The sequence below is a fragment of the Dyadobacter sp. 3J3 genome (assembly GCF_009801115.1).
Classification (GTDB): Bacteria; Bacteroidota; Bacteroidia; order Cytophagales; family Spirosomataceae; genus Dyadobacter.
In genome coordinates, this window is sequence record NZ_VTOL01000030.1 from 1 (window position 1) to 24768 (window position 24768).

At 38.6% G+C, this 24768-nt stretch carries 22 protein-coding genes and 1 rRNA gene; 1 reads left to right on the forward strand and 22 read right to left on the reverse strand.

What is annotated here, in order from left to right:
* Positions 1-105 (reverse strand): 16S ribosomal RNA (locus FZF08_RS30595); the annotation flags it as partial.
* A gap of 252 nt (positions 106-357) precedes the next feature.
* Positions 358-1992 (reverse strand): L-glutamate gamma-semialdehyde dehydrogenase, encoded by a 1635-nt coding sequence (gene pruA / locus FZF08_RS30600; RefSeq protein ID WP_159478414.1) that lies wholly within the window; start codon positions 1990-1992, stop codon positions 358-360.
* Positions 1993-2266: 274 nt separating this feature from the next.
* Between pruA and thrC the strand changes: the two genes are divergently transcribed.
* Entirely contained in the window at positions 2267-3577 is a 1311-nt protein-coding gene (gene thrC / locus FZF08_RS30605; protein WP_159478417.1) for a threonine synthase, read from the forward strand.
* A 137-nt stretch (positions 3578-3714) separates the two neighbouring features.
* Here the strand turns inward: thrC and FZF08_RS30610 are convergent, their stop codons facing one another.
* The 20 genes from FZF08_RS30610 to FZF08_RS31975 all read right to left on the reverse strand — a co-directional run.
* Positions 3715-5532, reverse strand: coding sequence for a tetratricopeptide repeat protein (locus FZF08_RS30610; RefSeq protein WP_159478420.1), 1818 nt, complete (start codon positions 5530-5532; stop codon positions 3715-3717).
* Between the two features lie 433 nt (positions 5533-5965).
* The gene (locus FZF08_RS30615) at positions 5966-7576 is read right to left on the reverse strand and encodes an Ig-like domain-containing domain (RefSeq protein WP_159478423.1); all 1611 of its coding nucleotides are present in this window, start codon (positions 7574-7576) and stop codon (positions 5966-5968) included.
* A 68-nt stretch (positions 7577-7644) separates the two neighbouring features.
* Positions 7645-8547, reverse strand: a complete 903-nt coding sequence (locus FZF08_RS30620) for a class I SAM-dependent methyltransferase (RefSeq protein WP_159478426.1) — start codon at positions 8545-8547, stop codon at positions 7645-7647.
* Complete coding sequence (gene mnmG / locus FZF08_RS30625; RefSeq protein ID WP_159478429.1) at positions 8548-10410, reverse strand: tRNA uridine-5-carboxymethylaminomethyl(34) synthesis enzyme MnmG; 1863 nt, start codon at positions 10408-10410, stop codon at positions 8548-8550.
* Positions 10411-10481: 71 nt separating this feature from the next.
* Complete coding sequence (ybeY, locus tag FZF08_RS30630; RefSeq protein WP_159478453.1) at positions 10482-10898, reverse strand: rRNA maturation RNase YbeY; 417 nt, start codon at positions 10896-10898, stop codon at positions 10482-10484.
* A 209-nt stretch (positions 10899-11107) separates the two neighbouring features.
* A complete protein-coding gene (locus FZF08_RS30635; RefSeq protein WP_159478512.1) occupies positions 11108-14428 on the reverse strand; it encodes a DUF4175 family protein in 3321 nt (1106 codons plus the stop codon).
* Positions 14429-14697: 269 nt separating this feature from the next.
* Positions 14698-15498, reverse strand: a complete 801-nt coding sequence (trpA, locus tag FZF08_RS30640) for a tryptophan synthase subunit alpha (protein ID WP_159478456.1) — start codon at positions 15496-15498, stop codon at positions 14698-14700.
* A complete protein-coding gene (locus tag FZF08_RS30645) occupies positions 15498-15890 on the reverse strand; it encodes a Dabb family protein (RefSeq protein WP_159478459.1) in 393 nt (130 codons plus the stop codon). The genes trpA and FZF08_RS30645 overlap by 1 nt, the downstream gene beginning before the upstream one ends.
* A gap of 48 nt (positions 15891-15938) precedes the next feature.
* Complete coding sequence (locus FZF08_RS30650; RefSeq protein WP_159478462.1) at positions 15939-16607, reverse strand: dual OB domain-containing protein; 669 nt, start codon at positions 16605-16607, stop codon at positions 15939-15941.
* Positions 16608-16617: 10 nt separating this feature from the next.
* Entirely contained in the window at positions 16618-17058 is a 441-nt protein-coding gene (locus tag FZF08_RS30655) for a DUF488 family protein (RefSeq protein ID WP_159478465.1), read from the reverse strand.
* On the reverse strand, positions 17055-17684 hold the full coding sequence (locus FZF08_RS30660) for a DUF488 family protein (protein WP_159478468.1): 630 nt from the start codon (positions 17682-17684) through the stop codon (positions 17055-17057). Before FZF08_RS30660 ends, FZF08_RS30655 begins: the two co-directional genes overlap by 4 nt.
* A gap of 55 nt (positions 17685-17739) precedes the next feature.
* Positions 17740-17940 carry a hypothetical protein gene (locus FZF08_RS30665; protein ID WP_159478471.1) on the reverse strand — a complete coding sequence of 67 codons (201 nt, stop codon included), beginning with the start codon at positions 17938-17940 and terminating at the stop codon, positions 17740-17742.
* 83 nt (positions 17941-18023) lie between these two features.
* Complete coding sequence (trpB, locus tag FZF08_RS30670) at positions 18024-19223, reverse strand: tryptophan synthase subunit beta (protein WP_159478474.1); 1200 nt, start codon at positions 19221-19223, stop codon at positions 18024-18026.
* A 3-nt stretch (positions 19224-19226) separates the two neighbouring features.
* A complete protein-coding gene (locus tag FZF08_RS30675) occupies positions 19227-19877 on the reverse strand; it encodes a phosphoribosylanthranilate isomerase (RefSeq protein WP_159478477.1) in 651 nt (216 codons plus the stop codon).
* Positions 19874-20692, reverse strand: a complete 819-nt coding sequence (gene trpC, locus FZF08_RS30680) for an indole-3-glycerol phosphate synthase TrpC (RefSeq protein WP_159478480.1) — start codon at positions 20690-20692, stop codon at positions 19874-19876. Before trpC ends, FZF08_RS30675 begins: the two co-directional genes overlap by 4 nt.
* Positions 20692-21282, reverse strand: a complete 591-nt coding sequence (locus FZF08_RS30685; RefSeq protein WP_159478501.1) for a Uma2 family endonuclease — start codon at positions 21280-21282, stop codon at positions 20692-20694. Before FZF08_RS30685 ends, trpC begins: the two co-directional genes overlap by 1 nt.
* Positions 21279-22268: an anthranilate phosphoribosyltransferase gene (gene trpD / locus FZF08_RS30690; RefSeq protein ID WP_159478504.1), complete on the reverse strand. Its 990-nt coding sequence runs from the start codon at positions 22266-22268 to the stop codon at positions 21279-21281. The genes FZF08_RS30685 and trpD overlap by 4 nt, the downstream gene beginning before the upstream one ends.
* A gap of 60 nt (positions 22269-22328) precedes the next feature.
* Entirely contained in the window at positions 22329-22895 is a 567-nt protein-coding gene (locus FZF08_RS30695; RefSeq protein WP_159478507.1) for an aminodeoxychorismate/anthranilate synthase component II, read from the reverse strand.
* Positions 22896-22977: 82 nt separating this feature from the next.
* Positions 22978-24399, reverse strand: a complete 1422-nt coding sequence (locus tag FZF08_RS30700; RefSeq protein ID WP_159478509.1) for an anthranilate synthase component I family protein — start codon at positions 24397-24399, stop codon at positions 22978-22980.
* A 101-nt stretch (positions 24400-24500) separates the two neighbouring features.
* Positions 24501-24768 (reverse strand): hypothetical protein (locus FZF08_RS31975; protein WP_229216772.1); only part of this gene is annotated, 268 nt, incomplete at its 5' end.

Genomic DNA, 24768 nt, shown 5'->3' on the forward strand with positions numbered 1-24768 from the left:
ACGCGTTACGCACCCGTACGACGGTGACATTGCTGCCCCCTCGCCTTGCATGTATTAAGCCTGCCGCTAGCGTTCATCCTGAGCCAGGATCAAACTCTCCATTGTAAATTTTGTTTTGTGGTAATCCTAAGATCCCACGTTATCTTCTTAAACGAGTTTTTCTTACTCTTTTAGTTTATCTCATCATGTCAAAGAACAGTACCAATCAAACTTTCACTCTCACTTTTCGTTTCCGCTGTCTGCGATTGGGATTGCAAAGGTAGAAAAAATATTTCTGGTTGCAAGTATCAGGCAAAAAAAAATACAACTTTTTTGAAAGTTCTTTAAGTATTCAAACTATTCAAAAAAATTATCCAATTATTCCTCCAAAAGGAAGGGATATTTATAGCTTTCAGGTGAAACTAATGTTTCCTTAACTACACGTGGGGAAACCCAGCGCAGCAGGTTTAATACAGATCCCGCCTTGTCATTAGTACCGGAAGCACGTGCGCCACCAAAAGGCTGTTGCCCTACTACTGCTCCTGTCGGTTTATCATTGATATAAAAATTACCCGCAGCATTAACCAAATGTTCAGTTGCATATTGAATCGCATAACGATCCTGAGCAAAAACTGCACCTGTCAAGGCATAAGGAGACGTTGAATCTACAATTGGGATGATTTCCTCGAACTTTTCTGCATCATACACATATAAGGTAAGAACCGGACCGAATATCTCATCACACATGGTTATATAATCCGGTTTGGAAGCTTTTATAATTGTTGGCTGAACAAAATATCCTTTGCTCTTATCAACCCCTCCACCGGCAATTATTTCAGCCTCTCCGTTACTATTTTTTACTCCTTCTATATAAGAAGCAATTTTATCAAAAGATTTTTCATCAATCACCGCATTTACAAAATTAGAAAAGTCCTCAACTCCTCCCATTTTGATTTCAGCTAAATCCGCCAGCATATATCCTTTCACCTCTTCCCACAAATTAGACGGAATGTAAGCACGCGAAGCAGCTGAGCACTTCTGCCCTTGGTATTCGAACGCTCCTCTGACTAAGCCGGTTGCCAAGGCTTTTGCATTTGCAGATTTATGGGCCAAAACAAAGTCCTTTCCACCCGTCTCACCGACGATACGAGGAAATGTCTTGTAGCTTCCAATATTTTCACCGATTTCTTTCCAGATTGTCTGAAAAACTTTCGTGCTCCCCGTAAAGTGGATACCAGCGAAATCCGCATGTTTGAAAACAATATCTCCCGCAACAGGACCATCCGCCAATATCATATTAATTACGCCATCAGGAAGTCCCGCAGCCTTAAATACTTTCATAATAACATTAGCAGCATAAACTTGTGTAAATGCAGGCTTCCAAAGCACAACATTTCCCATTAGCGCAGGAGCTGCCGGAAGATTTCCGGCAATGGCCGTAAAATTGAAAGGCGTAATGGCAAAAATAAATCCTTCCAATGGACGATATTCCATACGATTCCACACGCCATCCGAAGAAACCGGCTGTTGTTTGTATATATCAGTAAGGAAATTTACATTCAAACGAAGAAAATCGATGATCTCGCAAGCTGAATCTATTTCTGCCTGGTAAGCATTCTTCGACTGTCCTAACATAGTTGCTGCATTTAATTCTGCACGGTACGGTCCTGCTATTAAATCTGCTGCTTTCAGAAAAATTGCAGCACGTTGCTCCCAATGCATAAGTGCCCAGCTTTTCCTGGCTTCCAAAGCAGAATCAATCGCTTTTTTCACATCATCAGCATTTCCTTCATGAAAATATCCCAATGTATGCTGATGATCATGAGGTGGAGAGATACGCTTTTTATTTTGAGAAAAAACTTCTTCTCCCCCTATGTACTGGGGAATCTCAACCTCTTTTGACCTGGCTTCTTCCAAAGCCTTTTTCAATTCGCTTCTCTCCGGGCTACCGGGAGCATAACTTTTAACAGGCTCGTTTCTTAGAGCCGGAACATTAAAAAGTCCTTGTGACATCTATTATATTAATTTGAAAATGAATCAATTAACTTAAAAATATTTTAAAAAATTAACCGTTTAAAACAGGTTATGTTCTTATGTTTTATAATAATCTTTTTTAGCGCCGGTAGGTTCAAAAGTATTAATTCAACCTTAACAAAGTTGTTAAAATAATACTTGTTTTGACAAGGCAAGTTATATACTTTTCTCAAAATTACATGTTCAAAATATCTGACACGCAGGTATTTTAGTTAAATTTGTACTTTTCCAGTGCGACCTTATTTCTTATATAATGATATTTTATAGTACCAAAACTGCTTCATTGAAAGCGTCTCTCGAAGAAGCTGTATTTAGAAGTTTGCCGCCAGATAATGGTCTTTACATGCCTGAAAGTATTCCAAAAGTTTCACAGGAATTTTTAGATACAATCGAAAATAAGACATTTAAAGAAATTGCCGTTGAAATAACATATACACTTTTAGGTGATGATATTTCTCGCGAAGACATTGAAAAATTAATAGAAAGTTCATATGACTTCGAGGCACCGGTTGTAAAAATAACTCCCAATGACTATGTTTTAGAACTTTTTCACGGTCCTTCCATGGCGTTCAAGGATTTTGGAGCGCGTTTTATGGCAGCACTAATGTCCCATTTTCTGGTAAAATCACAAAAGGAAATTCAAATTCTTGTAGCTACCTCCGGAGATACGGGTGGTGCAGTTGCGCAGGGATTTTACAAAGTATCAGGAATATCAGTAACGATCCTTTATCCCAGCGGAAAAGTAAGCGAGATACAAGAAAAACAACTTACAACGCTTAGTCATAATGTTACTGCATTAGAAGTTGACGGTACGTTTGACGATTGTCAAAAATTAGTTAAAGAAGCATTTTTAGATTTTGAATTGACTGATAAATTTAATCTCGCCTCAGCTAATTCAATTAATATAGCACGTCTGATCCCGCAATCGTTTTATTTTTTCGCTGCGTATGCCCAGCTGAAAAAACTTGGTAAGCCATTGGTTTTTTCAATACCAAGCGGAAACTTTGGAAATTTGAGTGCAGGACTTCTGGCTTATCGAATGGGTTTGCCAGTTGAACATTTTATTGCATCTACAAATTTGAACAATTCGGTACCAAGATATTTAGAGGAAGGAACGTTTGAGCCGCATGCATCGATTGAAACAGTTTCTAACGCAATGGATGTAGGCAACCCAAGCAACTTTGTACGAATGATCCGCTTTTTTGGTGATGACTGGAATTTGGTGAAAGAAAAAATTTCCGGTTATTCCTTTAATGACGAAGAAACACAAGAATCAATGCGTGAAGTTTATGCAAATAGCGATTATGTTCTTTGTCCGCATACCGCAATAGCATATCGGGGGTTGGAAGAGTATAGAAAAAATTCTGATGGAAATTTTACAGGAGTTTTTCTTTCAACCGCTCATCCAGCCAAATTTATCGACTTGGTTGAAGAAACTTTGGAAAAATCTATTGAAATTCCGGAAAGACTAAAATTGCTTCTTTCTATTGAAAAAGAGTCGATCAAATTGAAACCACTATATTCGGACTTTAAAACACTATTATTAAGTAAGTTAAGTCGATAAGTATAAAAAAATAGCCGTCTTAGATTTTATCAAATGGAGTGAACCGCATATTAGTTCGCAAATATTTAATTCTAAAAAGGAAGAGCGAGGCTAATTTTGGCCTCGCTCTTCCTTTTTCTGTTCAACCTCTAAATTTTCTAATTTACAACGTCACCTCTCAACAAGCGAAAACGTTTTCGTGATTCAGCGACAAAAATACTTCCCGGATATTTTTCCATTAATTCCTGATAGAACTTCATCGCTTCATCTTTGTTGTTCAATTTTTCCTGGTCAAGTTTTGCCATCGCAAACAGAGCATCATCACCAAGAATATCTACACTATATTTTGAATAGAGTAATTTCAAAGTTGACATCGCCTGCTGGTTGCTATCCAGTTTCATGTATGTCTTGGCAGTGAGCCAGAGAATTTCATCTGACAAGCTATGCTGTTTGTATCTTTCATACAAAACTTTTAAAGAATCAATCGCTTCGTATTTTTTATTTTGAAATAATAAAAGCTCAACCGCCGAGTATTGTTTCATTGCAGTTTCCGTACTATCCAACCCGGTGTTATCCATGATCAATAATCCCAATTCATTAGCATCGTTAGCAATTTCCCGGGAAGTAGCCTTTTTTAAAATATCAAGAACTTCTTTGGCCAGAGCAAAATCACCTTTGTAATAATGTAATTTTGCATTGCGAAGTTTTGCTTCATAACCCAACTGGTCATCCTTCTGGGATTTCTCAACTTGCGAATAAAGTAAAGAAGCTTCCCAAGGCTCCCCTTGCAACAAATAGATATCGCCAAGATCCAGTTTACATTTATCTACAAACATTTTATCCAACTTTCCTCCATCAATAGCCATTTGCATTATCTCAATGGCTTTCTTAAAATCATCCAGATAAAAAGCATTTAGGGTAGCCATGTTACGCAAAGCTTCAACGGTGCGGGCATTAATACCAAGCTCATCCACCAGCTGCTGGTATTGTCCAAGCAATTTCTGAACTTCTGTACGTTGAACGGGATATGTATTTTTCACCTGTTCTTCTCTTGAAAAAATTGCCATACGACGAGCAACCGGATATATCTGGCCTTTGGGATATTCCTTTACCAGATGATCAAATATGGCGGCAGCGTTGACATAATCATCATTTTGAAGCGCCAGCATCGCCAGATTATAAAGACGGCTACCGTTATATTTGAATCTTTTGTCCAGGGCACGCTCCTGAATGTAGGCTTTATAAAAATCCTTTTTCTGGATCTGATACCAGATCAGCAACTCATTATAGAAACCTTCGTTGGGAAACTTTTGAATTTTATCATACAATACCTTTTCTAATAAGGCCTGCTCCTTTTCATCTTTTGTGAAATCCTGAAGCATATTCTGGACCACCTCTATATTCTGATATCGGGTACCGTATGACAAAAGTTCATCGATCATATTTTCAGGGTCGTTGAGATCCCGGTATACACTCGCCATTTCCAATTGAAATAAATCACTTCGTTTGGAAACTTCTCTTCCATTTAACAAAGCATTTTTAGCCCACAATGGCTGACTCATACTTCTGAATTCATCGGCCATATCTCGCTTCAGATCAATTCTTAAGCCAGAAACGGCTATTGCCTGCTCATTTTTCTTTACAGCTTCCTGAGGCTTTCCCTGCGCATCCAGGAGAGTTCCCCAGTATATATAATACCAAGCCGAATTGAAAGCGTCATTTTTGATTTGCTTTTTAAAGAATTGCTCTGCTTCACTCCAGCTTTTTGTTTTAATGATGCAGCTGGTGTAGTTTTTAAGATATCCTTTTTCAAAACCTGTTTTTAACAGTACAGTATAATACGTCAGAGCTTTCGGACAATCATCCTTCTTGAAATACTCCTCGGCCATCTCTTTTTCGCTCTGCGCCCGGACCGCCGTCCCCGCCGCGCCGGAAATTAATATGTAGATAAATAACCACCTTAAAACCTTTTTCATAATAGATAAAAAAATTTCTTTTTTAATTATTACTATTCTCTAGCACTGTGGATATGTAGATAAATATGTTTTCCACTATAGATTAACATACTTATCCACAAAATGTGGATAAGTATTACGGTTTATCCACTGGAGGTTTTCTTTTTATCAACATTTAAGTATTTGAATTACAAGGTAAGAAAATATTTATAGACACTAGAGTGTGGGTAACTGATATCGATCGGGAGAATTAGTTATTCACATTCTCTAAAGTGTATCAACGCACTGTTAACTTCCTTTTAGATGTGGATTATGCACTGGAGATTAAAAATTTAGTTTTTATCCACATGAAACATTGGTTATCCACATAATTGTTAACAAATTTTTGGTATTTACCCACAGAAAATCAGAGATATCAACACAGTTATCCACATAAAGTGCATAAGAAAATTTACTACTTTAATGTTGACAAGTCAAGGTTGGTATCGTTGATCTCAAAATTGGCTTTAATTAGAATTTTCTGAGGGAGGTACAGAATTTTTTCAGGCTGTTTGTTTTTACTGACTATACCAGTATCCCACCTACGGTTTTTATTGTCGTCTAAAATGATTCGGAGAAAATAATTTCCTTGAGGAATGTGCCGGAAAGTATAAGGCGAGCTGTACAGCGACTGAAAGATTTTATATTGCTCGTCTACAAGCTCAACAATATAGGACAAGGTATCAGCATGAAGTACAGATCCTGAAAGTACCCCAAATTCGTCTTCGTTTAATACTGGATATTTTACTAGCATTTTTGCCAAAGTATCTCCTTCTACACTGATTATACTGCCTTTTGGAAAATCCCATTTAATAGTATCTTTTGCTGTCGATTTGCCTGTTATTTTAAGATTATTATGGTATTTGTTCCAGGATAGGGTCAGATTACTTATAGGTTCTCGGGTTAAACTATCGCTGATTAGCTGGATTTTTTTATCATCAAGGAAGCTTACGGGTTTATTCCATTGCAGCTCATAAGTAAAATTCCTACTCAAAGGTTTATTTTGTGAAGGTATGGTGGTCATGCCAAATGGATCTTTTTGTCTGTCTTTTCCTCTTTGTTGCTGGAATGTTATTTTAATGGTATCCTGAGCTGTTATGCCCAATGAATCGGTAGTGGTCATTCGGATTAAGGTAGTATCAGGATGTGGTTGTACGTTAAAGAATTTCAACTGGAGATTGTTCTCTAGTATATAAGGAAGGGTATCCTTATTCATAAAAGTGATATCGGCAGTTTCAATTCCCTTGTTAAAGACTACGGTATAATTGTTAACTTTTGGTATAGTTCTCTGTACACGGAATAGGGTGTTGTCGGACAGGAATAATCCCAGAGAATAGTTCAGAGAATCTGATCCCGCATTAACCGGGTTGTTGATAAAGCCTACTCTTTCGTCTTTTGTATTGTAGAGCATATTACGATTTTTGTCATCCATGGCAATCAATTTGTACGGTCTTATTTGGGTATTTTCAATTGAAAATCGCCCGGTGCTGTCTGTTCTTGAGAAGTAAAATGGCTTTTGTTTCGCGATATTTAATGTGTCGCTTATATTGTATAGGCCAACAAGGGCATCGAAAATGGGTTTGTTGGAACGCAAGTCTTTTATGGTTCCGTAGATGCGTCCTGAGTCAAGAGATCCGCCAGTACTGAAAACTAATTTTAGATTTTTAGCAGGATTTTTCTCTGCGTAGTCCTTTATGGCGTCCCCAAAATTGAGGGTATATGTCGTACTGTCTACAAACTTTTTCTTAAAATTCAGCTCAATAGATTCTCCTTTTTGTTTGAAACTATAAGGGTTATCTGCCTCTGGTGTGATGATAAGTTTTTGGGTAATATTATCGATTACAACATATTCGTCGAAGAATAATGTAATCTTGTTTCCTTTGAAATTAATGGTTCGGTTTGGCGGATCGCTGGACAAAAGATTGGGTGGAATGATATCCTTTTTCCCTCCTGTGGGAGCTACTTGCTGTGCGCATTTTGCGAACATGACTAGACAAACTACTGCCAGAAAATATTTCTTAAGCATCGTAAATGTGTTAAATAAAAACCCTCAATATGCATTGCAATATTGAGGGTTCAGGGGTTTTGAATAAATTAAATTTTTGAAATTACATAGATCAAACTGGAGGTATTCAGACTCTTGGGATCACTGGAATTACCCTTAATATTGGATGTAATTCCAGTTTTTACGCTATCAAACAGATTCGTTTTCCCTTCCTTATATTTCGTACTAAGCATACTCACATAAAATGAATCGAACCACATGGGATGGATCGTATCAATCTTGAAATCGTGATTTTTCATCAGTAAAGCCATCGAATCTTTTGTGAAGTGATAAAGATGTCTTGGGACGTCATATGCAGCCCAGAACCTGCTATAGTTAGTTGCATCCGGAGATTGTGGATTTGGTACTGCAATAATAATTCTGCCATTAGGTGCAATATGGTTGGATAGCCAGGCAATGGTTTCATTTAGAAGATGTACATGTTCCAGTACATGCCACATCGTAATTATATCATACTTCGCTTTAGAAAACTCCGGTGCGTTTATGCTTTCATAGATGGATTGTCCTACTCTTTTTCCTGCTATATTACGTGCTTCCGGATCGGGTTCAGTACCAGCTATTTTCCAGCCAGCCTCCTTAGTAGCCTGTAAAAAGTTACCAGTTCCGCATCCAATATCAAGTAAATTTCCCTGTTTTGAATACAGCTGATTAATTAGTTTTATCTTCTGTGATATGGTGAAATTCCTTACAGAAGTGTAAACTTTGCTCATTAGATCTTTCGCATCATCGTGATGTGAAATGTAATCCTGAGATTGATAATACGCCCCTATTTCATCAACGTCGGGACGTGGATTTGTGAAAAGAAAGTAACAGGAATTACACTGTTGTATGGTGAATTCCTTTTTGGATACTGTATAATCTTCAACGTTTAAGTAATTGTTGAAGCTGGTGTTATTACAAACCGGGCAATTTTTTAAAATTTCCAAAGGCATTTATCTTCCAATAAAGAGCATGAGTACTGAGATATCTGATGGACTTACGCCACTTATTCTTGACGCCTGGCCGATAGTTGAAGGTCTGGTACGTTTAAGTTTTTCTCGTCCTTCAAAGGACAATGAAGTCACACCATCGTAATTAAAGTTATCAATTATACCAAGGTCTTCCAGACGATTCATTTTATCAACAAGGAGTTTTTCCTTCTCAATATAGCTATCGTATTTAACATGAATCTCAGCTTGCTTAATGGTATCTTCTCCATACTTTTCAAGCAATGCTGCAATCAATGGAACGGCTTCGGCAATTTTATCAATAGTCAGTTGTGGCCTCTTTAGTAGTTGTGTGATTGAAGTTTTTTCTCTGATTTGAGCGGATCCTACTTCTTCCAGTTTTGGGTTGATTTCTTCCGGATGTAATTTGTGGGAATTAAACTCAGTTATAATTTCTTCAACCTGTTGAATTTTCTGACGAACGTTATCCAGTCTTTGCTTATCGGCTAATCCTATTTCAAATCCTTTTTCAGTAAGTCGAATATCCGCATTATCCTGACGGAGGAGTGTTCGATACTCAGCACGGGAAGTAAACATTCTGTAAGGTTCTTCGGTACCTTTATTGATAAGATCGTCTATCAAAACACCAATGTATGCTTCTGATCTTTTAAGTACAAAAGGTTCAAGGTTGTGAACATTTCTATGCGCATTAATCCCAGCCATCAAACCTTGACAAGCTGCTTCCTCGTATCCGGTAGTACCGTTAATTTGTCCTGCAAAAAATAAATTTTTTACCCGGTGTGTTTCGAGTGTTGATTTTAATTGTGTCGGTGGGAAGTAGTCATATTCTATCGCATATCCTGGACGAAACATTTTTACATTTTCAAATCCTGGAATTTTTTTCAAAGCGGCGTATTGCACATCTTCCGGTAGAGAAGTAGAGAAACCATTTACGTAAACCTCGACAGTGTCCCACCCTTCCGGCTCTACGAAAATCTGGTGACGATCCTTATCAGCGAAACGGTTAATTTTGTCTTCTACCGAAGGACAATATCGTGGACCGAGTCCTTTGATTCTTCCTGAGAACATTGGGGATTTTTCAAACCCTGTTCTAAGAATTTCGTGGACTTCGTTGTTTGTATACGTGATCCAGCAGCTTCTTTGCTTGGTTAATTTTTTCGTGTCCTTGTACGAAAACTTAGATGGATTTTCATCGCCTGGTTGCTCTTCCATTTTTGAATAATCCAGCGAACGTCCGTCAACTCTCGGAGGCGTTCCTGTTTTCATACGACCAGATTCAAAACCCAAAGTTTTTAATTGTTCGGTGATTCCGGTTGCGGCTTTTTCTCCTGTTCTTCCGCCACCAAAGTTTTTCTCTCCGATATGGATCAGGCCATTCAAAAATGTTCCGTTAGTTAAAACTACTGACTTGGATTTTATTTCAATTCCCAGGCTGGTTGTTACACCGCAGACTTTGTCGCCGTCAAGCAAAATTCCCTTCACGGTATCTTGCCAAAAATCTACATTCGGATTATTTTCAAGAACGCTTCTCCATTCATTCGCAAACATCATCCGGTCGCTCTGGCATCTTGGGCTCCACATGGCGGGGCCTTTTGATAAGTTAAGCATCCTAAATTGTATCATGGTTTTGTCACTCACGATTCCGGACTGACCGCCAAGGGCATCGATCTCTCGTACGATTTGTCCTTTGGCAACACCGCCCATAGCCGGGTTGCATGACATTTGTGCGATGGTATGCATATTCATTGTAATCAGCAAGACGGAGGAACCCATGGTTGCTGCTGAAGCGGCTGCTTCACAACCGGCGTGTCCCGCTCCTACTACTATTACATCATATTCCTGAAACATAATTTTAGGTTTTCTCTTATTTGTTGTGAAACAGAAATTTTTAAATTTTTCAAATGTTCCACGTGGAAATATTATTTAAAAAGAAGAAGACATTCATCTTCTTTTGCTCGCATCACTTTTTTTAGATCTTCACTCGTATCCGTGTAATCCATTAAGTGTAAGAGCCCGTGAATCAAAACTCTGCGCATTTCTACTTCAAAGTCTGCGCCAAAAGTCTCAGCATTCTCTTTTACCCTATCAACGCTAACATAGATATCACCTTCAATTTTCCCCTCCTCTTCACTATTATCGAACGTAATAATGTCGGTGTAATAGTCATGGTCGAGATATTGTTTATTGATTTCTAAAAGATATTCGTCCGAACAAAAGATATAATTCAGATCACCCAAATTATAACCCTCTGATTTAGAGATTGTTTTAATCCATTGGGATGTTTTCAGCGGATATGAAAGTTTGAAATCAATCTCCTCAGAGAAGAATTTAAGCATACTAATTTTCAGAAATGACTGTTTATTAACTAGTTACAACATATTTGTCACCCAGAGTCGATTAACAACCTGAAAGCAAATTTGTTGTAAAGGTAGCAAGTATCTAATTACAAATTATTTAAGTGCCTGTTTCGTGCTGTATTTAACCTATTTTAAGAACTGATCTCAATTCCTAAAATAGGTTAAGCAATAACACTTCACCGCCTTAATCAGTTCTTGGACTGATATTTACGGAAGTAATTATCAACCTCCCGTTTGTAGAAAGGAGAAAATGTTGGAGGTATTGTGCGTAGTAATTCTGTTTGTTTTTCTTTTTCCTGAACATATTTCTCAAAAGCAGCAGGTGGTTGTCTTGGCAATTGTTTAGCTGTCTGAGCTTTGCGCTGCTCATCTTCATCCTGTTCTTTCATCGCTTTCTCGGACTCTAACAAACGCGTAGTGATTTCTTTATTACGTTTCATCAACTCCGGAGTTACACGTTTATTAACAAGGTCCGTTTCCGTTTCATCCATTTTTTCAATAATATCCTGAAGCTCGGTTCCAAACGCTTTTCCGGCTTCTGTACCTTTTTGCTCATCTTTCAATGCCTGAACCATTTTACGAATCATCGCCTGCTGAGCAGCCATTCTGGCCAGTTGCTCCGATTGGTTTCCCTGCCCCTCTTTTCCCTGTCCCAGTTGTTTCATCTGGCCGTTCAGTTTTTCCTGCATTTCACCCATGCCCGGCTGCTCTCCCTTTTTACCCTTCTTTCCTTTACCTTCTCCTGGCATCGCCATCGCCATTTGCTGTTGCATCTGCTTAAAAACATCGCTGAGCATCAATGCCAGGTTATTCATGGATGTCATCGCAAACTGTTGTTTGGACGTCGCTACATTCAGGCTTCGGTCCTTTATGCTTTTTACACTTTCGTCCATATACATTTTCATGTCATTCAGCTCACGGGTGATAAACGACTGAATCTGAACAACCCGGTTCGCTAAGGCATACAAACTGTCCTCAACCACTTTTGCATCATCTTTTAATTTCAATTGCTGCTGACCCAACTTTACAAAACGCGGATCCTGCAAATTCACACCACGGAAATCTTTCATCAGTTTTTCCTGATCAAAAGATAAAGTGATCAGATTTTCCAAAATATCACGCATCGCGTCCATGTCCTCCTGCATCTTTTCCATTTCAGCGGCTTCCATGGCGTCAGACATTGCCTTGGACATGTTACGCATTGATTTCGCTGCCTTTTTCTGAGCTTCTGAGGCTTTGGAGTTTTGTTGCTTGCTAAGTTTGTCTTTACTCTCGTTCATCTGCTCAGAAGCGCTTTTTTGCTCCTCTTCTTTTGAATCGATAGGCTGTTCAAGTTCCTTACTTAGCTCTTCAATTTCTTTGGTATCTTCTTTTGCTTTCTCGAAGTCTTCCTGAATTTTTTCCTGTTCTTTTTTCAGGTCCTCATTTTTACCCTTTTTGTCTTCCGAATTTTTGTTCTTATCGTTTTCCTGAGATTTTTCAGAAAGCTTGTCTTCTTTGTCGGCTAGATTATCAAGCTTATTGACAAGCTTTTCCATTTTTTGCTCCATCTTCATTTGCTTGAAAAGCTTCATTGTACGCTCCAGTTCCTTTTCAAGATTTTGTTCCTTGTTTTTTAGCTTTTCCATCGTGCTCGACATCCGTTCACTTTTCTTTTGTTCGAGCAGTTTTTGTAATTCTTTGTATAATTTATCCGTGTCGTTGTCCATCAGATCTTTCATCAACTTTTCAAGCTGATCCAGTTTTTGCTGAAGCTCCGGACTTTTCTGATCAAATTGTTTTGACTTCTCATTCGTGCTTTGATTTTTTTCCTGAAGAGACTGCAATTCTTTCATCAGTTCTTCACGCTTTTTCAAAACATCTTCAATTTGTTTTTTCTCTTTAAAATCAAGTTCCTTATTACTCTTTAAACGTTCATCCAGAGCGGTCAGATCTTTCTCTAGACTTTGCGCTTTTTTCATAGTAGACTCAATTTGATTTTCAGTTTCTTGCTCCGACTTTTTGATATCCGCTTCAAGCTGGTCTTTTGATGGAACAGTAAATTGTATAGACCTTGAACGGGCGCTTTTCGCACCATTCACGCCGTCATTGTCCCAAACCTGAGCATAATATTCAATTTTATCTCCGGGTGCCAGTTTGAGGCTGTCTACATACCATTGGAAGTAAAAACTTTGTGTGTTTACCGTTTTATTAAATGGAATCGGAATACTTTTCGGAGCCGAGCCTTTTTTATCGTTTTCTCGCTGAATTGAATAGAATAATTTCAGTTGAGAAAATCCATAATCATCATTAATGGAACCACCCAAAACCAGATAATTGAAAAGTGTTGTATCCTGGAAATTCTCAATAGATAGTACGGGGAATTTGTCAGGAATGACATTTATATAGTATCCGATTTTATCTGAATTAACGGCCTCGTCATTTTTAAGCTGAATCTGATACTGGGCAGATTTACGCACCGAGCGTTTTACAACCTGAAAATCCTCGTCCTCTTTTTCAGCAGCTTTATACAAAAGAGAATCATTTTCAAAGCGTATACCAAGCGATTTTGTTGAAGAAGTATTGAAGTTCCACTCGATCGTTGTGCCTTCGGGAACGGATAAATTGCCTACGTTACTAAGCCCTTCCGAAGGTTTGTTAAGATAAGCCGGATAATGAAGATTTACATCAAAGGAAAGTAAAGCCGGACGTTCGATAACGTCAATTTTATAATCATCTGAAAGAAAACCGGCGGCTTCGAATGAAAATGCAACTTCCCGCTGGATATTTTTAAATACAAATGAGTAATGCTGATTTCCTTCCTGCGTCAATTTAAACCGGCTGCCATTCTGAACCAGATACACATCCTGCGGTAAGGCTTCTCCTTTTAATGCCAGTTTCAACGTAAAATCCTCATTTCTGAAAGCTTTTAAATTCTTGTTTTCAAGTTGAAATGAAAAAGGCGCATAGGTATAGTTTTTCCTGAAATGAATAATCCGTTCAGAACTTGATGAAAAGAAGGAAGGATTAAAAAGCAGGATTACACCAATCGCAGCCAAAGGATAAATGGCATATTTAATCCGTTTCTTGTTTTCATTAAAACGGATTGCATCTGTAAATTTAACTATTAAAAGCTGACCGGATTTTTGCTGAATACTGGCTTCAATCAGATCCGATTGACTTCCCGAAAGCTTTTTAAGCTGAAGCGTATTCAATAATTTATCCCCTACTTCCGGGAAATATTGTCCAATCTGAAGGGCTGCATCTTCATCAGATATTGGCTTTTTTAATCCCAATAAATGAATTAGCGGCTGAATAACCCACTGGAAAAAAGAGAACAGAAGAACCGCCAGAAATCCAAAAAACAGCGTACCACGAACGCCCGAACTGAAACGCCCGAAATATTCAAGTGTATTGAACAACAGGTATACTGTCAAAAGCAAAGCAGCTGAAAAGATGATTCCTTTCAAAAGTTTATTCTGATAGTACTTCTGCCGATATTCCTGAATACGAAGGAGAAGACCTTCCATTACTGGTGTAAAAGCCGCCATATAGTTGAGAATCTAATGATTACTATGGTAACGATTTTACAAAGTAAAAAGTACTCATTTCCCCGCTGACCATAGAGCGGACTAATATATATATTTTTATGGAGTTTTTCAAGAAGCCAGTTGATGCATATTGATCCTGAAATCAGTGAAGTAACAACTTAAATTGAAGAAGTCTTATAAATAAAAAATGCTAACAATCAGCTTTAAGCCAATTGTTAGCACTAGATCAATAATTACAAATCCGATTTTCAGGCATCCAATGCAACAGGCTCAGGATTTTTAATATCCCTTACAAAATTCCGGACATCATTTTCCAGATCTTTTGTTTCCTGTAAAACCCGGATAAATGCGCTGCCAATAATGGCACCATTGGCATAATCACAAGCTTTCAGATACGTTGCATTATCTTTAATTCCAAAACCAATCAATCGTGGATTACGTAAGTTCATCGCGTTGATGCGGTTGAAATAAGATTCCATATCCGTACTCACACCGCTTTTTGAACCGGTAACGCTGGCAGAGGATACAGTGTAAATAAACCCATCACTTGCGTTGTCAATCTGACGGATACGTGCTTCTGATGTCTGAGGTGTTACCAGGAAAATATTCAGAATTCCGTATGCGTCAAATGTTGACTTGTATTCGTTCAAATAAACATCCATCGGCATATCCGGCAGAATAAGCCCGTCAACACCAACTTCGGCGCATTTCTTACAGAAGTTTTCTATTCCAAATTGTAATACAGGATTGATATAACCCATTAATAAAATCGGAAGGGAAATGGTCTGGCGAATTCCTTCAAGCTGCTCAAAAAGTACCTGTACGGTCATACCATTTTCCAATGCCTGATCATTACTTTTTTGAATGGTTTCTCCATCCGCAACAGGATCAGAATACGGCATTCCAATTTCAACTAAATCGGCACCGCCATCTTGCAATGCTTTTAAAACTTTTGTTGTATCATTCAAAGCAGGAAATCCGGCTGTAAAATAAACGTTCAAAAGTCCTGCATCAGGTTTTGTTTTAAAAAGATTAGTTATTCTATTCATTATTCTTGTGTCCAGTAATCAATCACTAATACTTTGTCCAGATGAGGCTCCAAAACTTTCACAAAAGCCTTATGGTCCGGATGAGGCAAATACGCAGCACGGCCTTCTTCGCTGTCAAAAGAAACAAAGAACATATGCGTGAAACCTTGGTTTAATCCTTCCGGACTATTGTTTGTTCCCCATTCAAAACCTTTTACCTCTTTAACTTTTGAAGGAAGTTTGCGAAACGCATCTTCAACTTCTTTTACCTGTGCCGGTGTGGCTGAGTCTTTAAATTTAAATAATACGGCGTGACGAAGCATTTTTTTAGGAGCTGTTTTTTTATCAGAATTTGCATAAGCGATGGTTCCAAAAAGAAGAAAACCAACCAGGAATAGAGAAATGTATTTCATTTGAACAGGTTTGATATTTGGTGATACAAAAAGTTAAGCAATGTAAAATTAATAATTTGAATTTAACGAAGCGGGAATAATTCCGGCAACAAGCTTATAATGCAAGCCGTTGAAATTTATACCTATTGAAACGCACAAAAATAAACTTTTAACGACATTCAGTATCCTTGGATTATTTCGATATAGATTTAAAAATACAGGATCTGTTACCGGAAAATCATATTGAGTTTCATTATGGTAAAAGAACAGACGGATCTTTTTCTTATCGGGATTGTCCATGTCATTTTTTTCAATAATCTCGAACTTAGAAACATGTATCAGCACCAGCGAATGATCAAGAACCACTGCCTCTTCGATGGAAAGTGCCTTACCCCAGTTACCAAATAAATAATAATGGTTATCGCATAGCTCGTCCAGTTTATGTTTTTCAAATCTGCCGATCACTTTTAGGTCATCATCTTTAAAGAAGACATTTTCGGATTGGTAAGACGTTTTTTCGGCAAACCCGGTAAATTCAATTTCTACAATATCTAACAATGTAATATGCGAAACCCAGTGCGTATATACTTTTCCATGTTGGGTTTTACATATCGGACGTATCCATATCGGGCCATTTTTTCCAATGATAGGCTCATTGTTATTGTTTAGCTGGATGCCTGCCAGGCACCTTCCCCCTTCTTTTATAGAATTGGCTAAACAGACAAAACGAATTGTCATTTAATCTGAATCAGATCAAATGTGTTATCCGGATATCATTTCTTACCTGCTGTAAATATTCAGCAAGCAACCTTCGGTGGCATTTCTCAGGTTTATGTTCGCTGCACAGGAGGCAATTTTTGTGAAGTTTTTCGATGTTTATTTTTCGAGCAATTTTCCTGGTGTCGAGTAAATTCAGGTATTCAATTTCGTATTCCTGCCAGGTTAACTTTTTAGTTCTGTAAAGCGATAAAAGCTCTTTTGTTGGCGCAAAATCAATGTTATGTTCGTAGGAGATACTGACAAGTTCTCCTGCAAAATATTTAAGGTCGGTTCCTTTTGCGAAACCTGAAAGTTGAGAAACATTATTAATCCGGGTATCGACAAGTCGCGAAACTCCAGAATCCTTCAGTAGTGTGAAGAATGTTTCCGCTGGTTTTTTGGTAAAACCAATGGTGTATAGCTGAATCATAAATTTTCTTCTGAATTGTGTGTGTATGGAGAAAAGGCAATCTCCTGATTTTTTAAACGATACGCAGCCTTGATCTGATCCTGAATGGTTATATCGGGCTCAAAAAAAGTGGGTAGGGGCAGTTTCTTGTATAATTTTTTGAAAAGAATATTTTCTAACTGTGGATGAGTAACCAGAGATTTGTCTTTCAAAATATGATTTATTTCAAATCCTTCATTACACAAAGCAACGGAAATCATCGAGAATCGGTGACAATCAAGTGGTTCAGCCTCAGAGCACATGAGCGAAATTACATGCCCTTTTTCAAAACTCTGAGTGAGCATGGAGACACCGTCCTTAAAAGAATCTGAGTTTCGGACTTTTTCAAAATCTACTTTGCCGTCGTTATCTAACAATTCAGGATCAGAATGCCTCGCTCCAAATTCTTTTGGGAAATGTAGATATTGTATGCCGTTTTTATTCAAAAAAGCAGCGAGAGGTTCCTTGTTAAACTGAGGATTATAAGCACTTGCCGCAACGCTTCTGACGTCGATGAGGCAAGTGATTTTATATTCTTTTAATATTTCAAGGAAATAATCAGGTGGGTGGCTCGAATGGCCAACTGTAAATAATGTGCGTGTGTTCATGTACAATCGATGGTAATGATTACAATACTATCATGATTGCGTTGAGTATCAATTTCTATGCTGAGCAGTTAAGGCATTCGCCTTCGTCACTAAATTTCAGGCGGACAAATTCGCCCAATTGTTCTTTTAATTCGAGGATTTCATCTTCAATATCACATCTTTCAAACAGAGATAATTGCCCTGAATTTACTTTTGCTTCTAATTCCTGCACTTTGAGGCGCATTTCAAAAACTTCGGGTAATGCCAGTGTAGCCATCGTAAATAGTGTTAAAATAGGGGTTGGCTATCAGCTTTTAGGGATTAGCTTTGATGGCACGTTCCCTGGCTAATAGCCAGCAACTAGTCAATATATTTCATATAAGTAGACATGTCCTTATCTCCTCTTCCGGAAAGATTTACTACGACTGTTTCATTTAAACCAGCACCCAATCGTCCTAAAACAGCCAATGCATGAGATGTTTCCAGCGCAGGAATAATTCCTTCCATACGTGTAAGTTCGAAGGCAGCCTGAACAGCTTCTTCGTCTGTGGCAGATAAAAAAGTACCTCTTCCGCTGTCGTACAAATATGCATGCTGAGGACCAATTCCCGGATAATCTAAACCGGCGGAAATAGAAAAAGGCTCCACCACCTGACCGTCTGCTGTCTGCATTAAAATGGTACGACTTCCGTGCAAAACACCTGGAGTGCCCAACGCTGTGGTTGCCGCAGAATGACCGCTTGTCAGGCCTTGGCCGGCCGCTTCCACTGCTACAAGCTTAACATCCAGATCGTCCAGATAATGATAAAATGCACCGGCTGCATTACTTCCACCGCCTACACATGCTACAACGTAATCAGGATTTTGCTTGCCGGTTTGTTCTTTCAATTGCCATTTTATTTCCTGAGAGATAATAGACTGAAAACGGGCAACCATATCCGGATAAGGATGAGGACCTACCACAGAACCAATGATATAATGTGTATCCACCGGGTTATTTATCCAGTGGCGCATCGCTTCATTGGTTGCATCTTTCAATGTTTTTGATCCGCAGGTGGCCGGGCGAACTTCTGCTCCCAGCATTTTCATACGGGCAACATTCGGAGCCTGACGTTCAATATCAAGTTCACCCATGTACACAATGCATTCAATATCCATCAAAGCACAAACGGTCGCCGTGGCAACACCATGTTGTCCTGCACCGGTTTCTGCCACTACACGTTGTTTTCCAAGACGTTTGGCCAGAAGTATTTGTCCAATGGTATTGTTAACCTTATGAGCGCCGGTATGGCACAAATCTTCTCTCTTTAAAAATATATTAGTCTGATATTTTTCAGAAAGACGGTTGGCACGATATAAGGGTGTCGGGCGGCCAACGTAATTTTTTAACAAATCATTATATTCTTCCTGAAAAGAAGGTTCTGCAATAATCTGTAAATAATTATTACGCAATTCTTCAACATTCGGATACAACATTTCAGGGATGAATGCGCCACCGAAAGTGCCGTAATATCCGTTACTATTTGCCTGGTATGATTTCTTCTCTGCTACTGTTTCCATAATTTATGCTTCAGCCTCTTCTCCTTTTTTAACCCGAACTTTATCAAAAAGCTCTTTCAATTTGGAAATGTCTTTTACACCTGGTTCTGTTTCAAACATGCTGTTCACGTCAATACCGTAGATCGGCATTGTTTTTGACAAAGCGATTACTTCATCAATGTTTTCAAGTCCCACTCCGCCGCTTAAAAAAAACGGTTTTTCGTTATCATATTTTTTCAAAAGATTCCAGTCAAAAGCTTTACCGTTTCCACCGGGAGCGTCTCCTTTTGTATCAAACAAAAACATATCGCAAAAGGATTTGTAATTGTTGAGCATGGCAAAATTAAACTGGTCATGAATCGAAAATGCCTTGATAATATTTACCCCTTTCTGGCGAATGCTGCGGCACATATCCGGCAACTCATTTCCATGCAGCTGTGCATACTGAAGATCATATTTTTTGACGGTGTCAAGAATGTAACCCGGACTGGCATTTACAAATACACCCACTTTTTTAATCGTATTTGGAATATTTTTTACAAAAGCCGGATCAAGATCATTACCTACAAACCGTGGCGATTTTTCCGAGAAAATAAAGCCTATGAAATTAGGTTGTAATTCAATCAATTCTTCAATATTGCCTTGCTGGCGCATTCCGCAAACTTTTACTTTCATACAACGTGAGGGTTTCTGTTACTAATTTGGGATAAATTATTTTGCAGATCCGCCAGTGCGGCTCCCGGATTTGCTGTTTTCATGAAAGTTTCGCCTAGTAAAAAGCCTTTATATCCATGATTATATAAATGTAAAATCGTTTCGGCATCACTCAGCCCGCTTTCTGATATCTTGACAAATGAATCAGGAATTTGTTCGCTTAATTCAATGGAAGTTTCGATTGATGTTTCAAAAGTTTTAAGATTCCGGTTATTGACGCCGACTATGTCAATATGGTCACACAAACTCTGTGCCAATTCCTCAGAATTATGAACTTCCAGAAGAACCTCCATACCAAGATCGTGTGCTTTTTTGGCAAGAGACTCAACCTCTGATGGTTCCAGACAAGCGGCGATTAAAAGAATAATATCTGCCCCAATTGATTTTGCTTCAAAAAGCTGATATTCATCCACGATGAAATCTTTACGAAGCATCGGGATATTTGGATTTGCTTTACGAGCTCTTAAAAAATCATCAAAAGAACCGCCAAAAAAATCAATATCAGTCAAAACGGATAGTGCAGCAGCGCCGGCAGCAACATAATCGGCTGTTACTATTTCAGGTAAAACATCACCATTGATAATTCCCTTTGATGGCGATTTACGCTTGAATTCTGATATAATTTTTGGTGTTGCAGCAATTTTTAAAGCATCAGAAAGCGAAACAGAAGTACGTGAAAACAACGCTTCTTTTTCCAGATCAGAAATGCTTTTAGTCTTTTTTGAAGCTTCCACTTCAACCATTTTACGCGCAACAATTTTTTCTAATATATTCATCAGTCTTTAAAAATATCGGCAACACTTAATTGAAAATCAGGAAAAACTTGGCTTGTAATCATATCCAGTGTTGTGAAAGGATGTAATCCAATATATTTACCTTCGTCGTTTAATATATAAACAAAAATGGTTTCAGTAGTAGGTTCAGTGATCCAGTATTCCTTCACTCCATTTTCCTGATATACCTCAAATTTATTTTTCATTTCTACCTGAGAATTTCCCGGTGACAGAATTTCGATAACCCAGTCTGGCGCTCCAATACAACCTTGGTCGTCCAGTTTATTTTCGTTGCAAATCACACAGATATCTGGCTGTACAACGGTATAAATTTTATTCGAGTTATCAGCTTTTCTTGGCGTAAGGCGAACATCAAACGGCGCAGCGTAAACCTGACAGGTTTTATTATCAAGAAAATTAAAAAGGTTACCTAGAAAAATACTGGAAATCCGCTGATGTCTTCTGGCTGGTGCCGGGGACATTTTAAATATTTTTCCTTTGATCAACTCCACACGCTCTTCGAACTGCCATTTTAAATAATCGGCATAGCTATATGTTTCATTTAAATCGAGCTGATCCAGGCTTGTTATCATACGGCTACTAATTTTTTGAAACTGTTCAAGGCTTTTTTACTTTCAATCGATTCGCGAGCCGTTGCTACTGCATCCAAAAGCGACAATTTGGGATTTGCACAATGTAAAGCCAATGCAGAATTCGCTAAAACAGCTTGTTTTTGCGCTGAGGTAGCTTCATCATTCAATACATTCATGAAAATTTTTGCGGAAGCTTCAACCGTTTCTCCTCCCGAAAGTTCAGAGGCGCGCAAAGTGTCCAATCCCAAATGGGAAGGAGTCAGAACTTGCTCAGTATGAGCTGTTATGATTTTAAAGGCTCCTGTTAATGACACTTCATCGTAACCGTCTAGGGCGTGAACAACTAAGAACTGTTTATCAGTCTGTTGGTAAAGATAAGCAAAAAGTCGCGCTAATTCAAGACTAAAAACACCAACCAGCTGCTTTCCTGGTGAGGCAGGATTTACCATTGGACCGAGCATATTGAAGAAGGTTTTTATACCTAATTCTTTACGAACAGGCGCTACATTTTTCATAGCCGGATGAAACAAAGGGGCGTGTAGAAAGCAAACGCCTGACTCACTGATCTGACGTTCAAGAATGGATTTATCATTTGTAAACCTTGCACCCAGAAATTCAAGAATAGTAGAAGAGCCGCATAAAGAGGAAACTCCGTGGTTACCATGTTTGGCCACATTCTGGCCCGCTCCTGCAATCACGAAACAGGAAAGTGTTGAAATATTGAAAGTATCTTTTCCATCACCACCGGTTCCACAAACATCAATAGGATCAAATCCGGAAAGATCAACCGACAGGCATAATTCCAGCATAGCGTCACGGAATCCTTCCAGCTCTTCCACGGTGATGCTGCGCATGGCATAAATGGTAAGAAATGCTGCTATTTCAGAATTGGTATATCTGCCTGTGCTAATGCCAATCAATACCTCCTTAGCTTGATCTTTACTTAAAACTTTGTACTCAAATAACTGTCCAAGAATATTTTTCATGATATCAAATCCGTCGTGGCGTTGTGCCTTTATACTCTTTAAATATTTAAAACGATGAAATTATATATTTAACCAGTTTTGAAGCATGGATTTTCCATGATCGGTAAGAACAGATTCGGGGTGGAACTGAACACCTTTTACGTCGTATTTTTTGTGCGAAAGCGCCATAACTCTACCGGCTTCGTCTAGTGCAGTAATCGTTAAGTCATCCGTAAAAGTTTCAGGCATGACAGTCCAGGAATGATATCTACCCACCTGGATTTCCGATGGCAAACCAAGGAAAATACGTTCTGTTGGATCTGTGACGATTGCTTTGTCGCTGATTCCGTGTAATACGTCTGTCATATTTTCAAGCGTAGCGCCATATACTTCACCAATGGCCTGATGGCCGAGACATATTCCGAGGATGCTTTTCGTAGGGCCGTATTCACGGATTAAATCCTGCATAATACCAGCTTCCGAAGGAATGCCGGGGCCGGGAGAAAGTAAGATTTTGTCGTAATTCCCGACTTCTTCCAAAGTGATCTTATCATTCCTGTAAATATCGACATCGCCGTGAAGTTCACGCAGAATGTAAACCAGATTGTAAGTGAAAGAATCGTAATTATCTAAAACAAGTATTTTCATCTGAATTGAATATGAAATAGTAGATGTAAAGTGTGGGTTATTAAATACCCACAGGTATCAAGTTAAATTACTGTTTGTAAATTTATATTTCTTCCGCAACTACAATTGCTTTACGTAACGCAGCCAACTTGCTATTAATTTCCTGCAACTCACTTTCCACGTTTGACTTGGCCACAACGCCCATTCCGGCCCGATAAAAGAGCGTATTATCTTTACTAAGAAAAGTACGAATGGCGATCGCATGATTAAAATCCCCATTGAAATCCATAAACCCAATGGCGCCTCCGTAGATACTGCGGTTGCTGGTTTCCATTTGGTCAATTAGTTTCATGGCATTATGCTTTGGCGCTCCGGACAATGTTCCGGCTGGGAATGTATCCGCAACCAATTGTAATGGATTTACACCTTCATTCATCTTTCCTACAACTTTCGAAACAAGGTGAATAACGTGAGAATAGTATTGAACCTCTTTGTAGTTGGTAACTTTTACAGCGTCACAGCTACGGCTTAAATCGTTTCTTGCAAGATCCACCAACATCACGTGTTCAGCGGTTTCTTTCGGATCATTTAGCAATTGCTGCGCTGCTTCGGCATCAGCCTGATCGTCTCCTGTACGGCGGAAAGTACCTGCTATCGGATGAATTTCAGCTTGCCCGTTTTTAATAAATATTTGTTTTTCAGGAGAAGAACCAAAGATTTTATAACTGCCGTAATCGAAATAAAACAAGTATGGTGATGGATTTATTGAACGGAGAGCGCGGTAGACGTTGAACTCATCCCCCTGGAAATCTCGGCTAAAACGGCGTGATGGCACAATTTGAAAAACATCCCCACGCAAACAGTGATCAATTCCTTTTTGAATTACACCTCTCATTTCATCATCTGTAACGTTTGAGGTTTCTTCAGATGTAATTTGAAAATCGTATTTTGGAAAATTTCTGTTTTTGATTAAAACTTCAATTTGCTCTAACCCACCTTCCGGGTTTGTATCGCCATATTGATGTTCAAAAATATACAATTCATTTTTGAAGTGATTAATAGCAATTACGTAGCGATAAACCTGGTAAAATATTTGATCAATTTCAGTTTCAGGACTTGTCGGTTGGATTTCGATGTCTTCAAAATAGGTTACTGCATCATATGTCATATGACCAAAAAGGCCGTTGCTTATAAATGGGAAACCACTTTTTTCTGAAACAAAGCTTTGTGCATAGCCATATAATGCCTGCACGGCATCTTTTCGCTTGGCTAATGTGAATGTATCAATCGTGCCATCAGGATACTTCTGAGTAACGACATCGTTATTTAGTTTAAAAGAAGAAACCGGATCGCAGCAGATATAGGTAAACGAGTTTTCGTTACCGTGATAATCGGAGCTTTCCAGGAGAATTGTATTAACAAAACGATCCCGGAGTTTCAGGTATATTGAAACAGGTGTTAGCGTATCCGCCAACAATTTTTTATGCCGTGTTGTGATTGAATAACTTTTGGGTAAGGCAGTCATATTGATTTTTTATAGGATGTAACAAGAAAAAGCGGCCCGCTGTCAGATGAACAGCGGGCCGCTTGGAAAGTATATTTTTACATAATACTACACAATAGAGGCTACTCGTCCATCTTGTTAAGACGTGCGCGCCACCACCATATAATATTTGAAGTAGTTGTCATGTTTTTTGCGACATATTTAAGTCGGTACAAATATATTAAAAAGGAATTGAGTGTTGCAATAGTTATTTGAAATAAACTTCCATAAACCAAAAAAATCCCATCTCTTATGAAGATGGGATTGATTGTAATAGTATTGTGGCGGCTACCTACTTTACCAGGTTTGACCCAAGTATCATCGGCGGTTCCGGGCTTAACTTCTCTGTTC